The sequence below is a fragment of the Anabaena sp. FACHB-595 genome (genome assembly GCF_048568275.1).
Classification (GTDB): domain Bacteria; phylum Cyanobacteriota; class Cyanobacteriia; order Cyanobacteriales; family Nostocaceae; genus Trichormus.
The window spans coordinates 4,097,127-4,111,489 of sequence record NZ_CP183473.1; the positions used below are offsets into that span (position 1 = coordinate 4,097,127).

The following is a 14,363-nucleotide window of genomic DNA, read 5'->3' on the forward strand; positions in this document are numbered from 1 at the left end:
TAATGGGTAATGGGTAATACTCGATCACCAATTACCAATTTGTTGATAAATTACAAAGCTACCAATTGTGATTCTATTTCTGTTGAGTTTAAATCACGACCGATGAAAACTAAACGAGTTTGTCTGGCTTCTTGTGGTTGCCAGGGGCGGTCATAAAATTTATCAAATCTGTTACCTACCCCTTGCATGACTAGGCGCATGGGTTTGTTGGGAACGGCGACAAAGCCTTTAATGCGGTAGATTTCTTGTTGATTTGTGAGTGTTTGCAGTTGTTGTTGCAGTTTTTCTGGGTCAAAGTCCCGGTCTAAAATGAGGTGAGTTGAGGTGATATCGTCGTCGTGGTCGTGGTCTTCTTCGGTGTCGTGATGGCTGGGGCGACTATCTAGGTTGTCTTCCACGGCAGCTTGGAATCCTAATAGTATAGATGGGTCGAGTTGACCGCGATCGCTCTCCACCATTTTCACTACTCTGGGGAGTTCTTGCTTGACTAATTCCTCGACTTGTGATTTTGTTGCAGCATCAACTAAATCAGTTTTGCTTAAAACTACCAAATCTGCACAAGCTAGCTGGTCTTCAAACAATTCTTGCAATGGTGTTTCGTGTTCTAGACTATCATCAGCTTGGCGTTGGATGGCGATCGCTTCTAAATCACTGGCAAATGTTCCTGATGCAACAGCCGCACAATCTACCACTGTGACAACTGCATCCACGGTTGCAGCATTGCGGATTTCTTGCCAGCGAAAAGCTTTTACCAATGGTTTGGGTAAGGCTAAACCAGAGGTTTCAATGACAATACAATCAATGCTATCTCTTCGTTTGAGTAATTCCTGCATCGTCGGCAAAAACTCTTCTTGGACAGTACAGCATAGACAGCCATTAGTTAATTCAAAAATATTGCTCCCGCCGTCCTCATCTTCGGGACAAACTTGACAGGATTTTAACAAGTCGCCATCTATACCTAGTTCGCCAAACTCGTTGACTAAAACTGCTATGCGGCGGCCGGCGTTATTTTGCAGTAGGTGGCGAATGAGGCTGGTTTTACCACTACCTAAAAAGCCTGTAATTACGGTGACGGGAATTTTTTGAGCCATTATTTCAGTAAATCAACAAAATCAAGAGAGTAAGAAATGACAGTAATTCGTAATTAATAAATCTAGATTGTATTTGTATTATCTGCTATTCGGGCAAGGCTTCTGAGCTAAACGTGCCAAATTCTTCCTGAAGATAACCTCATAAGTACCCAGGGAAAGATGTCATTACTAGGAAAATCAGTATCAAATATATCAGGGGATGAATCGGCATCTTCCTAGAAGGGAGAATGGAGAAATGAACTTAAAAGCGATTTGGCAACTTTTCCAAGAGGCGTTTCAAGAGTGGAATGATGATAAAGCCTCACGTTTAGCGGCTGCATTAGCTTACTATACGGTGTTTTCTATCGCACCTTTGTTGATTATTGTGATTGCGATCGCTGGTGCAGTATTTGGGGAAGAAGCTGCTAGGGGCGAAATTGTGCAGCAAATTCAAGGTTTAGTAGGTAGAGATGGGGCAGAATTTATTGAAACTGCTATTCAAAATGTAGATAGGCCAAAGACAGGTACGATAGCTTCTCTTATTAGTATTGCCCTTTTACTATTGGGTGCAACTGGTGTTTTTATCGAGTTACAGGACTCCCTCAACACCATTTGGGAAGTACAACCAAAACCAGGACGCGGTGTCAAAAACATTTTTCGTCAACGTTTTTTATCTTTTGGCATGGTTTTAGGTATTGGCTTTTTACTGTTAGTTTCTCTAGTAATTAGTACGGTATTATCAACGCTGGTTAATTATTTTGGTGGTTTACTACCGGGTGTAGATTTCCTTTGGCAATTGGTTAACTTTATTATTTCTTTTGCCATTACTACGTTACTGTTTGCATTAATTTTCAAGGTTTTGCCAGATGTCAGAATTACTTGGAATGATGTTTTAGTTGGCGCAATTCTTACCTCAATTTTATTTTCCATTGGTAGATTTCTATTAGGACAATATTTAGGTAATGCTGGTTTTGGTTCAGCCTATGGCGCGGCTGGTTCTGTGGTATTAATCTTGGCTTGGGTTTACTATACTGCCCAGATTCTCTTTTTCGGCGCTGAGTTTACCCAGGTTTATGCAAGAAAATATGGTAGACGCATTGTTCCAACTCGTCACGCTATGCCTTTAAATGATACGAATTCTGGAAATCGGCATTATAGACGGTAGGGCATGGGAAAGATAGGGGAGTCAATAATTAAAAATTACGAATTATTATGAATTGGTTTTCTATAAATTGGCACGCAATTTTTGTACCTAGTATCAGTATTTTAGAGCTTGTAATCCGGGGATCATTAGTTTATTTAGCTCTTTTTTCTGTGCTACGCTTGCTGCCTAGTAGACAGATGGGAACTTTAGGAATTACGGATTTGCTCGTAGTTGTGCTATTTGCTGAAGCTGCTCAAAATGCTATGGCAAGTAACTATACATCAATTACTGAAGGGGCAATTCTCGTCGGAACCGTAATTTTTTGGAGCTATTTTCTTAACTGGTTAGGCTATAAGCTTCCTATCGTTCAACGCTTCTTAAATCCACCACCATTACTGTTAGTAAAAAATGGTAAGACGATTGAACGGCATTTACAACGAGAATTAATCACAGAAGATGAGTTGAAAAGCAAGTTACGTCAGCAAGGTGTAGAATTCTTAGCCGATGTCAAGTTGGCGTATATGGAAGCTGACGGTAGCATCAGTATTATTACATCGGAGTCAAAACTGGTGGCTAGGGAATAGGGAGTAGTAATTGTTGACTGTTAACAGTTAACGGTCAACTAACAACTAACAACTATCAACCAAAGCGGGGTAAAATATGACAGTCGTATTCTGCCGCGAACGTTGATAGAGCGTTATACTCTGCCCGAAATGGGCAACCTGTGGACTGACTTTTATAAACTAAAAACCTGGCTTCAGGTGGAAATTGCAGTCTGTGAAGCCCAAGCGGAATTGGGTTATATTCCATCTGCTGCTGTTGAGGAAATCAAGGCTAAGGCAAATTTTGATCCGCAACGGGTGTTGGAAATAGAGGCGGAAGTCCGTCACGATGTCATCGCCTTTTTGACTAATGTCAATGAGTATGTGGGTGATGCTGGACGTTACATTCACTTGGGCTTAACTAGCTCTGATGTACTAGATACAGCTTTAGCTTTACAACTGGTTGCTAGTTTGGATGTGTTGGCGCAACGTCTGGAAGATTTGATTCAGGTGATTCGCCAAAAGGCACGGGAACACCGGTATACGGTAATGGCTGGCCGATCGCATGGTATTCACGCTGAACCAATCACTTTTGGGTTTAAACTGGCTGGTTGGTTGGCGGAAGTGTTACGCCACCAACAACGGCTGACAATTTTGCGGGAAACGATCGCCGTGGGTAAGATTTCTGGCGCGGTGGGTACCTATGCCAATATTGAACCACGGGTGGAGGTGATCGCTTGTCAAAAACTCGGACTCAAACCCGATACAGCTTCTACACAAGTCATTTCCCGCGATATTCATGCTGATTTTGTGCAGCAATTAGCCCTCATCGCTGCTTCTATTGAACGCTTTGCTGTAGAAATTCGCAATCTACAAAAAACAGACGTTCTGGAAGTAGAGGAATTTTTCTCGAAGGGACAGAAAGGCTCTAGTGCAATGCCACACAAACGCAATCCCATCCGTTCGGAACGGCTGACGGGGATGGCGCGGTTAGTGAGGAGTCATGCCGGCGCAGCTTTAGAAGATGTCGCTTTGTGGCACGAACGGGACATTTCCCATAGTTCTGTGGAACGAGTGGTTCTGCCAGATGCCTGCATTTTGACCCATTTCATGCTGATAGAAATCACTAATTTGGTGGAAAATCTGTTAGTTTACCCAGAAAACATGACGCGGAATCTCAACTGCTATGGTGGCGTTGTATTCAGCCAAAAAGTTTTACTGGCATTGGTAGATAAGGGACTCAGCCGGGAAGAAGCCTATGCGATCGTGCAGCAAAATGCTCATACGGCATGGAATAAGCCGGAAGGCAATTTCCACGACTTGATCATTAACGATCCTCGTGTCACTCAACATTTGTCGCCCGTAGAAATTGCCGTGTGTTTTGACCCACAGCAACATCTCAAGCATTTGGATGAGGTTTATCATAGGTTGGATATTTAGAATTGGGGATTGGGGACTGGAGGAAAATTTTTCTCTAAGTTCCTCCCCCTGCGACCAACTTCTGAAGATATATTTATCACTCAAATCATTAACTATTTTCTAATCTCTTAAAAATATTTAAAACCGCAAAAGTTATGATGGCTCCTACTAAACTTAATTGCCATAAACCACAACCAGCAGCAATTCCCAACCCAGAGGAAACCCAGATAGCCGCAGCCGAGGTAAGTCCATGAATTTCTAGACGTTGTGATTGTTGTGAAGATTCACGGACAATTTCACCAGCACCGAGAAATCCCACACCAGCCGCAATACCTTGAATTACTCGGCTAACCACTTCTGGATGTGATTGTATAGAGATAATTTGTAAAGGTATAACAACAAATATGGCAGACCCAAAGCTAACTAACATATGAGTTCTCAAGCCTGCTGGTTTACGCCGTAGTTCTCTTTCTATGCCGATAATAGCTCCAATAAGTAAAGCTAAGAAAAGCCGAAAGATCAGCTTGAAAAAATCGTCTGGTTCCAGGTAGTAGTTATCTAGCAATTTTATCTCTGATATAAGAAAACATACTCTATGTCTTGTATAACTTATATCTATAAATCTTGAAAAAGATTCTATTTATATTGTATATTTTTTATTTAAAAATTTATATTTCTACATTAATTCAACATTAACTATACTCTAAAGTAATTTTTTCAATAGGAAAAAATAGCGATTTTACTATTATTAATCTCTAGATAATCTAATTTTTGCAGGGATAGATAGAATTTTAGTAATAATTTATGGCAATATTGATAATCTCAGCTAACGTATGGTGAAGCTTGATTATTCAGTGATTTTTTATAGATAATTTGAAGTTAGGGAACACCAAAAAATAAATTATCTGAAATTGATGGTTTGCTATGGTGCATCAGTATAAATAATTTCTGAGTATATTTAGATTCTGTCGTGCTGACGCACCATACATTTTGGGTATTTTTTTTATCTGGAAGTCCCTTAATCATCAAAAAATACTTATGAAGGAGGCAATTAACAAAGGGGATAGTGCAACTACTAACCACAAATATAAAAACTTCTCCTGGCAAACTGACAATCAAAAAAATTGAGTGGATAAACTCTACTGGCTTGACCAAATTAAATTACAAGACCGCGCTAAAGTAGGTGACAAAGCGTTCTATTTAAGTAGAATCAGGCAGCGTGGCTACCCGGTTGTTCCTGGTTTTGTAGTGTCTGAAGAAGTTTTGCGATTATTTCTAGAAACTCTCAACAGTTCAGAATCATTGGTCGCTAACTTACCTAATTCTTCCTTACACTTGGATGTAGCCAACTGGCGACAACTCCAGCAGGTGGCTGGGCGTTTACGTCAGGAAATTATTCATGCAACTGTACCATCACAGTGGGTGAATACAATTCTTACGGCCGCTAGGGAATGGCAAACAAACTTTTTAATTTTTCGCCCTAGTTTAACACTAGCAACAAAAACCCACAGGCTAGGAAACACCTCTGGATTATTGGATGCTGCTTTCTGTTACTGCAATGAAGACGCGATCGCTCACACACTCAAGCATACCTGGAGTCAACTTTTTCGCGCCAGAAGCTTGCTATATTGGCAGCGCATAGGAGTTAACCTCCAAGAAGTTAATCTAGCAATCTTAGTACAACCAGTACAAAATGCGATCGCCAGTGGTTTATTAATCGCTAACTCTTCAGGCTGTAAAATTCAAGCTACATGGGGATTAGGATTAGCCTTGTCTCAGGGCGAGATTATACCAGATACATACCAAGTTCAGCAGGAAACAGGTATTGTCTTAGAAAGACATCTGGGAAATAAAATGTTTGCTTATCGTCTAGATAGTTCAGAATTGAATGATGCCAGACTATCTAGAAAAGAGGTATTCACATTAAATCACCCTTGTATAGGCGCGTATTCAGTACAAGAGTCACACCAGCAACAATATGCTTTAGCCGAAGAATATCTACAACAAGTAATTACCTTAGGACATCAACTGGAAAGCGAACTAGGTAACAGTTTTACTATTGAATGGACAATTGCAGAGGAAAACTCCACCCCCTGTCTCTACATTACGCAAGTGAGTACTCCCCAATCTGCAATTCCCAATTTACGTTTCATCAAGGGTGCTGGGGCGGCTAGAGGACGCGTCACCGCTAATGCTTATGTTGTCAATGACTCCCAACGGAAACCAGAACAACTGCCCAAAGGCGTAATTTTAGTGGTACCAGCAATTACACCTGATTGGTTGTCGTTAGTAGAACAAGCCGTTGGTATTGTCACAGTCCAAGGAGGTGTAACTAGTCATGCAGCGATTTTGGCCAGGGAATTGGGTATTCCAGCCGTTGTGAATGTAGCAGATGCCACCTTACTAATTCCCAATGGTGAACGATTGCTAATAGATGGCGATCGCGGAGAGGTATATTTACTAAAAGCAGATGAAGCCACTACGGTAGAAAATCCACACCAGCAACCTCTGACTCCACCATTTCACCCTGTTGTTAGCAGGCAAATGCCAATGATTGCTACCCAACTGCTGGTTAACCTCAGTCAACCTAGTCTAATTGAACAAGTGCAGAACTTGCCTGTAGATGGGGTGGGATTATTGCGTTCAGAGTTGATGTTAGTACCTTTACTCAAAGGTCAGCATCCGAATTTTTGGCTTTTGGATGGGCGGAAATCAGAATTATTAGAGCAGTGGTCTGAGCATATTATCCAGTTTGCCCGCGCCTTTGCCCCCCGACCGGTTTTTTATCGCTCTTTAGATTGGCGATCGCACGAGTTATCAGCAAATAATTCCCAATCTGCGCCTCAGTCAATTTTGGGCGATCGCGGTACATTTAGTTATGTCCGCAATTCTGATGTTTTTGAATTAGAACTTACAGCGATCGCTAATGCCCAAAAAGCTGGTTATGATAACATTCACTTATTATTGCCCTTCGTTCGCAGTGTAGGCGAATTTACCTTCTGTCGCCAAAAAGCAGAACAGTTCGGACTTACCCAAATTCCCCAGTTTCAATTATGGATGATGGCGGAAGTCCCCAGCGTCTTATTTTTACTACCTGAATACGTCAAAGCCGGGGTAGCGGGTATATCCATCGGCACAAACGACTTGACACAATTGCTATTAGGCGCAGACAGGGAACAAAGCGACATCACCAAAGTTTTAAATGAACGCCACCCGGCTGTCATGGCTGCTATTGCCCAACTAATCCAAATGTCCCAAACTGCCGGCATACCTTGTTCTATCTGCGGTCAAGCACCAGCAATATATCCAGAAATCATCGATCAATTGGTGCAATGGGGTATCACATCGATTTCCGTGGAACCAGAAGCAGTAGAAAGGACATATCAGGCGATCGCTCGTGCTGAACACCGCTTACTATTACAAGCAGCACGCCGACAGGTGGGAGAGCGTGGTTAAAATGTGTAGACTTTTAATGTTTTCTCAAACCCTGGTTTTAGGGTGTAAGTTTCGATAATTTCAAAATTCTGTCACCACTAAATCGCCCAAGACCAAGAAAATAAGGTTTTTAAACCTCTCCCCGCGTCGGGGAGAGGTTTGGAGAGGGGTTATTCTATTCTTCCCCTGCTTCTTTCCTCCCTGTCTTCATTCATGCAACACCACAAAACCGATTAATATCGCAGGATAGCCGCTACTGGTTTACCGTTTGGCATTTGTTCCGGTTCAACCGCATAAACCGTACCACCGTTTAATATTGTATGAATTGCTGCCAAATCCAAAATGTCTCCATCTTCAGGCTGTGGTTCTGGATGTAACTCTACAGCCAGTGTCTCTGGGTCAAATTTACCCCAAATTTGTTGCCCTAATGGGACAATTAATGAATCAACCCTCTGGTAATAAGCGGCGGAAACGATTTCTTTGATATCACTAGAGGCTGTACCAGTCTCCTCTCCAGCCAGTTGTTGGTAAAGTTCTATCGCTTCTTGTTCTGACTGATGAAACAGAGGTTCGACAATTTCCCAAGCTTGGGCGTGTAATTCGTCTGCTTGAAAAATTTCTTGCCTTTTAGTGATTGCCTGTTCCTGGAGATGGAGATAAGTATTTGCCTCTCGATAAATGGGATGGAGATATTCAACACCTGCCAAAATTAAAGGTGCTGTTTCATCGTGTAGTTTGTCATGTAATGCGGCATCAACAGCGTGGAAGTATTGCAGGATGCCTTCTTGGGGCTGGTCTTTGTCTGGACTACCTTGTCCGTGAAATGCCCCAGGTTGCGATCGCGTAAAAGGATTGTTGTTGCTACCTTTAGATGTAGCAATACGAAATTGCCCTTCCTTGGCGGTTTCGTCGTACATCAGAGCCTCATCAACGCTCTTAGGCATATTTTCCACCTCCACCTCATTGAGGCCAGAGCGTGTTCCCTCAAAAAATTTGATATCCTTTTGACTAAGAGCGAGGATGTAGAATTTCCCATCACTGTTAATTAAATGCAGTAATGGCTTGAAATGAAATTGATTGCTCACTACTACCAATTCTTGACACTCTATCGGCAGACTGTAATAGCGAAACATCTGCGGCGAAATAAAAATTGCTAATCCGTGGTCTTGATTTTCCCAAAATTCTGCCTGATCTAGTTCCTGAACTTGTTGCAGTAAATTTTCAACTTCAGTAGGGAAAATCTCCAATTCTTGCAGACGTTCTTCAGCCTCACGGACTAAATTTTTAAACCGGATGGGATTTTGGCGAATCTCCGGCCCAGCTTTCTGCATAGGCATATAAAGAGATACACATGGTGTTTGAGAGTTTTCAATTAAAGTTTTTAACTCATCAATAGATAGTAGAGTCATGTGGTGAAATTCCTATCGTCGGTAATTAAAGCTCAACAATGTATATTTATTTCAAAGCTTTAAACCCGAAAATTCATCTTTCTTTTGATGAAAAATTAGTTATTATATACACCATTCTGTAGGCGGAGAAAAAAGTTCTTCTCTGTACTTATATTTACAATGTACTTTTAACTACAGACACCCAGAGGCACAAACAGGGAAATTTTCTTCTCTGCACACCTGAGAGCAAAAATTACACCATCGGCAATCAGAATGGATGCTTCCGAGCTATTAGAAACGATCACTCTCTTAATTGAGCAAGCAGAACAAGGAGAAATAGATCCTTGGGATGTCAAAGTTATTGAGGTGATTGACCGTTATTTAGAACTAATGACACCAAAGACCACTGCCAGAGGTTATGAATCTGACTTGTCTCAATCTGGACAGGCTTTTTTATCAGCCTCCATGCTGGTATTATTCAAGGCTAATACCTTGATGCAATTATCAACAGCAGAAGATTTAGAAGATATTGAGGATGGTCTATTAGCAGAGAATGGAGATGGCTTATTCCATCAAACCCATCGTTTACCCTTAGAGCGAGTTTTACGACGGCGACCCGCCGCGATGCCACCACCAAAACGCCGTGTCACGTTGCAAGAGTTGATCGCCCAATTGCAAATCATGGCGAACCAACTCAAACTAGTACAAAAAGTTAGTAAGCCGGAACGTCCCAAACGTCAGCCTACCGTCAAAGCTATGCGGGAAGCGCTAGAGTTAGCGCACCAAGAAAATTTGACGGAGGTAGCTGGTGAATTGGAACAAGTACTGCATTTTTCGGCCAAAGAACTGTTGTTAGAACAAAATTACTTAAATTTAGAACAACTCGTACAGTTGTGGACTCAGACAAAGCAATCACACCAATTATCAGCCCATGAATCTGTAAACAGTCACCTAGTTAGCGTGTTCTGGGCTTTATTGCTATTATCGGCACAATCTAAGGTAGAGCTAGTTCAGGAGGAATTTTATCAAGAGGTAAGAATCCGCTTGCTCTCAGATTCAGCAAACACCTACCAATCATTGGAGCAACCAATAAACTGAACCCATTGAGAACATTCATATAGAAGCTTCTGTGAATTTACAGACTGTTGCATCAGTAAACCCAAAAATCCGATTAAATTAAAAAGATAACTGATTGCTTGTCATCTAACCGTACTAGGACTTACGTATGGAGAAGAAAAATCAAAGCTTTGGGCAAGAGGTGCAGGGGTTTAGGGGTTTTAAACCCTCACACCCCTAAACCCTCACACCCTTCCAAGGTGAAAAGTCTAATTGCCTAAGTCCTAATATCTCTGGTTGCGATCACCAACAAATTCCTGTTATCCCTGTTGTCAGGGGTTACTTAGAGCAGAAATCAAAAACTGATGATTAAGTATCACACAATGAAAGTAAACTGGCTTGTGGTTGAGGAATAAACTTTATGAAAGCGATGATTCTCGCAGCAGGTAAGGGTACTCGCGTTCGTCCGATTACCTATACGATTCCCAAACCGATGATTCCCATCCTGCAAAAGCCAGTGATGGAATTTTTACTGGAACTTTTACGTCAACATGGTTTTGACCAGATTATGGTCAACGTCAGCCATCTGGCTGAAGAAATTGAAAACTATTTTCGTGATGGTCAACGGTTTGGTGTACAGATTGCCTATTCTTTTGAAGGCAAAATTGATGATGAAGGTAAGCTGGTAGGGGAAGCAATAGGTTCTGCTGGAGGGATGCGACGCATCCAAGATTTTTCACCATTTTTTGATGATACCTTTGTGGTGTTGTGCGGCGACGCTTTGATTGACTTAGATTTGACGGCAGCAGTGAAGTGGCATAAATCCAAAGGCTCCATCGCTACTATCATCACCAAAACTGTCCCCGAAGAAGAAGTTTCTAGTTATGGTGTGGTCGTCACTGATGAGAATAGTCGGGTTAAAGCCTTCCAAGAAAAACCATCGATAGAGGAAGCACTTAGTACTAATATCAACACAGGTATCTACATTTTTGAGCCAGAGGTGTTTAATTACATACCTTCTGGTGTGGAATATGACATCGGTGGTCAACTATTCCCCAAACTGGTAGAAATTGGTGCGCCCTTCTATGCGATCGCAATGGATTTTGAATGGGTGGATATTGGTAAAGTACCAGACTACTGGCGGGCAATTCGCGGCGTTTTACAAGGGGATATTAAGAATGTGCAGATTCCCGGTCATGAGGTTGCCCCTGGTATCTATACTGGCTTAAATGTGGCAGTGAATTGGGACAAAGTAGATATCACTGGCCCAGTTTACATTGGTGGCATGACTCGCATCGAAGATGGCGCGAAAATTGTCGGCCCGGCAATGATTGGCCCCAATTGCTGGATATGCGGTGAAGCCACTGTTGATAACAGTGTCATCTTTGAATGGTCACGATTAGGGCATGGAGCCAGGCTAGTTGATAAACTGGTGTTCGGGCGTTACTGCGTCGATAAAACAGGAGCTGCTATTGACGTACAAGCTGCTGCTTTAGATTGGCTGATTACCGATGCCCGGCAAACACCACCAGAACATACCCCAGTGGAACGGCAAGCGATCGCCGAATTGTTGGGAACAAACGCAACTTAGTCATTAGTCATGAGTCAGTTGTCAGTTGCAATTTCTACTGACAACTGACAACTAACCACTAACCACTAACTATTTAAGTATGTGTATCTTCTGAGACTTTGTTCGTAAGTCTGGAGTAAGCGCTGGGATTCAGCTAAGGTAATGCGCTTTTCTTCTAACGCCCGCTCGCAACGTTGGCGGATGTTTTCTACCATGTCCTCGGAGTCATATTGGACGTAGCTCACCACTTCACTCATGGTATCGCCTTTGACCACGTGTTCAATTTGGTAGCCTTTGGGGGTTAACTGGATATGAACGGCGTTGGTATCGCCGAATAAGTTGTGTAAGTTCCCCATAATTTCCTGATAAGCACCATTGAGGAACATTCCCATATAATAGGGTTCCCCTGGTTGGAAGGGGTGCAGTTCTAGCACAGATTTGACATCCCGTAGGTCGATAAAGCGATCAATTTTGCCATCGCTGTCACAGGTGAGGTCTGCTAAAATTCCTCGCTGCGTTGGTTCTTCATCTAGGCGATGGATGGGCATAATTGGGAATAGTTGATCGATCGCCCAACAATCTGGTGCTGATTGGAACACGGAAAGATTGATGTAGTAGATGGAAGCCATGATTTTTTCTAGGTCTTCCAACTCATCAGGTACGTAATCGTGCTGGCGGATGATGTCTAAAATTTTCTGACAACAAGCCCAATAAAGACGTTCAGCTTTGGCTCGTTCTCTCAGGCGCAAAATCCCCAGATTGAAGCGGCTAATAGCTTCTTCCTTGAATTGGGTAGCGTCGTGGTAGAACTCTTGATAGTTCTCTTTGTTGATGGATTGATAAGTTTCCCACAGGTAATTAATAACTGGGGATTCGCCTTCTTTTGGCGGTTCCGGGTTATCGCGGGGAACATCACTAGTACTGAGAACATCAAAAATGAGTACCGATTGATGGGAGGCGATCGCCCGTCCACTTTCACTAATCAGTGTTGGTACTGGTATTTGTTTCTCTGCACAGGTATCTTTTAACTCTGCCACAATGTCGTTGGCATAGTTCTGCATATTGTAGTTTTTGGAGGCGTAGAAGTTGGTCTGGGAACCGTCATAGTCTACACCTAAGCCGCCGCCAACATCCAGGTATTTCATATTTGCTCCCAAGGATGCTAGCTCTACGTAAATCCGGCTAGCTTCTTGGATGGCATCTTTAATCACATTGATGGCGGAGATTTGCGAACCAATATGGAAGTGCATTAGCTGTAAAGAATCCAGCAAGTCAGCATCGCGGAGCTTGTCAACTGCTTGGATGATTTCAGGAATCGTCAAACCAAATTTAGCGCGATCGCCTGTGGATGTACCCCAGCGTCCCATGCCTTGGGTGCTTAATTTCGCTCTTACTCCCAAAATCGGTTTAATTCCTAATTGGTGACTAGCCGCAATCACTAAATCGACCTCTTCCACCTGTTCTAGGACGATAATTGGCGTTTGCCCTAGTCTTTGGGATAACATGGCTGTTTCCACATACTCCCGGTCTTTGTAGCCGTTGCAAATTAGCAAAGATCCAGGGGTATCCAACAACGCCAAAGCAATCATTAATTCTGGCTTGGAACCAGCTTCTAAACCAAACTGATGTGGCCTGCCAAATCTCACTAAATCCTCAATCAAATGCCGTTGCTGGTTGCACTTCACAGGAAACACACCCCGATATACACCAGGGTAATTGTAGCGAGCGATCGCCTTGGCAAAACAAGCATTTAAGCGTTCAATGCGGTCTTCTAAAATATCCGAAAAACGAATCAGTAAGGGCAAACCCAAACTGCGTTGTTTCAAAGCATTGACCAATTCAAACAAATCCAAAGAACCGCCGCGATCGCCTTTGGGAGAAACAGTGACGTGACCAGCCGCATTAATCGAGAAATAAGGCTGTCCCCAACCTTCAATCCGGTATAAAGCTTCGCTGTCCTCAATCTTCCAAACGCGAGATACATCTCCTGGCGTATTCGTTGGTAGCAGCTTTTTCTGCTTGTGATTTTTCCCCTCCAACTTGTTTCCGTTGGCTGGTACTTTCACCACCTCGTCAGATGTAGCAGTTGACTCAACACCCATTTCTTCCTGACCTCTGTGTTTCACCCACGAATAAACAATTTAACGCATTCGTATAAGAACTGATATGAACTCAGAGATAATTTCTGAGATAAACTCTGATTGGTCAGTAGTTAATTGTTGACTGTTGACTGTTGACTGCTGACCAAATAAAAATTTTATTAAGTTTTGGGAGATAGTTTTGGAACGCACATTCTTAGCAATTAAGCCTGATGGCGTACAGCGTGGACTGGTTGGGGAAATTATCCGTCGCTTTGAAACAAAAGGTTTTACCCTTGTGGGTTTGAAGTTCCTCCAAGTCAGTAAAGAATTGGCTGAACAACATTATGGCGTACACCGCGAAAGACCATTCTTTCCTAGCTTAGTGGAATTTATCACCTCTGGCCCGGTGGTAGCGATGGTTTGGGAAGGTGATGGCGTGATTGCTTCTGCCAGAAAAATTATTGGTGCGACCAATCCCCTAACAGCAGAACCCGGAACAATTCGGGGCGATTTTGGTATTAACATCGGTCGCAACCTCATCCACGGTTCTGATGCACCAGAAACCGCACAAAAGGAAGTAAGCCTATGGTTTACAGATGCAGAATTAGTCAATTGGCAACCCCATTTAACACCTTGGTTGCACGAGTAATTAGTTAGG

At 42.6% G+C, this 14,363-nt stretch carries 11 protein-coding genes; 7 read left to right on the forward strand and 4 right to left on the reverse strand.

The features are described from left to right. Window positions 1–50 precede the first annotated feature (50 nt). Entirely contained in the window at window positions 51–1,091 is a 1,041-nt protein-coding gene (cobW, locus tag ACN222_RS16970; protein WP_010997542.1) for a cobalamin biosynthesis protein CobW, read from the reverse strand. 235 nt (window positions 1,092–1,326) lie between these two features. On the opposite strand from cobW, the gene ACN222_RS16975 reads away from it, so the two are divergent. The 3 genes from ACN222_RS16975 to purB all read left to right on the forward strand — a co-directional run bounded on the left by ACN222_RS16975 (window position 1,327) and on the right by purB (window position 4,196). Beyond that, complete coding sequence (locus ACN222_RS16975) at window positions 1,327–2,235, forward strand: YihY/virulence factor BrkB family protein (RefSeq protein ID WP_044521745.1); 909 nt, start codon at window positions 1,327–1,329, stop codon at window positions 2,233–2,235. A 47-nt stretch (window positions 2,236–2,282) separates the two neighbouring features. Next, window positions 2,283–2,798 carry a DUF421 domain-containing protein gene (locus tag ACN222_RS16980; protein ID WP_010997544.1) on the forward strand — a complete coding sequence of 172 codons (516 nt, stop codon included), beginning with the start codon at window positions 2,283–2,285 and terminating at the stop codon, window positions 2,796–2,798. Window positions 2,799–2,900: 102 nt separating this feature from the next. Further along, complete coding sequence (gene purB / locus ACN222_RS16985; protein ID WP_419756865.1) at window positions 2,901–4,196, forward strand: adenylosuccinate lyase; 1,296 nt, start codon at window positions 2,901–2,903, stop codon at window positions 4,194–4,196. 88 nt (window positions 4,197–4,284) lie between these two features. Here purB and ACN222_RS16990 read toward each other — a convergent pair whose 3' ends face one another. Beyond that, window positions 4,285–4,740 carry an MgtC/SapB family protein gene (locus ACN222_RS16990; RefSeq protein ID WP_044521747.1) on the reverse strand — a complete coding sequence of 152 codons (456 nt, stop codon included), beginning with the start codon at window positions 4,738–4,740 and terminating at the stop codon, window positions 4,285–4,287. 563 nt (window positions 4,741–5,303) lie between these two features. Between ACN222_RS16990 and ACN222_RS16995 the strand changes: the two genes are divergently transcribed. Continuing rightward, entirely contained in the window at window positions 5,304–7,631 is a 2,328-nt protein-coding gene (locus tag ACN222_RS16995) for a putative PEP-binding protein (protein WP_010997547.1), read from the forward strand. A gap of 212 nt (window positions 7,632–7,843) precedes the next feature. Here ACN222_RS16995 and ACN222_RS17000 read toward each other — a convergent pair whose 3' ends face one another. Beyond that, window positions 7,844–9,019 carry a hypothetical protein gene (locus tag ACN222_RS17000; RefSeq protein WP_010997548.1) on the reverse strand — a complete coding sequence of 392 codons (1,176 nt, stop codon included), beginning with the start codon at window positions 9,017–9,019 and terminating at the stop codon, window positions 7,844–7,846. A 252-nt stretch (window positions 9,020–9,271) separates the two neighbouring features. Here ACN222_RS17000 and ACN222_RS17005 point away from each other — a divergent pair, with 252 nt between their 5' ends. Together ACN222_RS17005 and ACN222_RS17010 are read left to right on the forward strand one after the other, a co-directional pair. After that, complete coding sequence (locus ACN222_RS17005; RefSeq protein ID WP_010997549.1) at window positions 9,272–10,096, forward strand: segregation/condensation protein A; 825 nt, start codon at window positions 9,272–9,274, stop codon at window positions 10,094–10,096. Between the two features lie 379 nt (window positions 10,097–10,475). Further along, entirely contained in the window at window positions 10,476–11,645 is a 1,170-nt protein-coding gene (locus tag ACN222_RS17010) for a sugar phosphate nucleotidyltransferase (RefSeq protein WP_010997550.1), read from the forward strand. A 65-nt stretch (window positions 11,646–11,710) separates the two neighbouring features. Here ACN222_RS17010 and speA read toward each other — a convergent pair whose 3' ends face one another. Then, window positions 11,711–13,726 carry a biosynthetic arginine decarboxylase gene (gene speA / locus ACN222_RS17015; RefSeq protein WP_044521749.1) on the reverse strand — a complete coding sequence of 672 codons (2,016 nt, stop codon included), beginning with the start codon at window positions 13,724–13,726 and terminating at the stop codon, window positions 11,711–11,713. Window positions 13,727–13,904: 178 nt separating this feature from the next. Between speA and ndk the strand changes: the two genes are divergently transcribed. After that, window positions 13,905–14,354 carry a nucleoside-diphosphate kinase gene (gene ndk / locus ACN222_RS17020; protein WP_011320146.1) on the forward strand — a complete coding sequence of 150 codons (450 nt, stop codon included), beginning with the start codon at window positions 13,905–13,907 and terminating at the stop codon, window positions 14,352–14,354. The last annotated feature ends 9 nt before the right edge of the window (window positions 14,355–14,363 follow it).

What these genes read in the sequence shown, in the direction of transcription:
- cobW (WP_010997542.1), bottom strand. Translation starts at nt 1,091, where the DNA reads ATGGCTCAAAAAATTCCCGTCACCGTAATTACAGGCTTTTTAGGTAGT.
- ACN222_RS16975 (WP_044521745.1), top strand. Translation starts at nt 1,327, where the DNA reads ATGAACTTAAAAGCGATTTGGCAACTTTTCCAAGAGGCGTTTCAAGAG.
- ACN222_RS16980 (WP_010997544.1), top strand. Translation starts at nt 2,283, where the DNA reads ATGAATTGGTTTTCTATAAATTGGCACGCAATTTTTGTACCTAGTATC.
- ACN222_RS17000 (WP_010997548.1), bottom strand. Translation starts at nt 9,019, where the DNA reads ATGACTCTACTATCTATTGATGAGTTAAAAACTTTAATTGAAAACTCT.
- ACN222_RS17005 (WP_010997549.1), top strand. Translation starts at nt 9,272, where the DNA reads ATGGATGCTTCCGAGCTATTAGAAACGATCACTCTCTTAATTGAGCAA.
- ACN222_RS17010 (WP_010997550.1), top strand. Translation starts at nt 10,476, where the DNA reads ATGAAAGCGATGATTCTCGCAGCAGGTAAGGGTACTCGCGTTCGTCCG.
- speA (WP_044521749.1), bottom strand. Translation starts at nt 13,726, where the DNA reads ATGGGTGTTGAGTCAACTGCTACATCTGACGAGGTGGTGAAAGTACCA.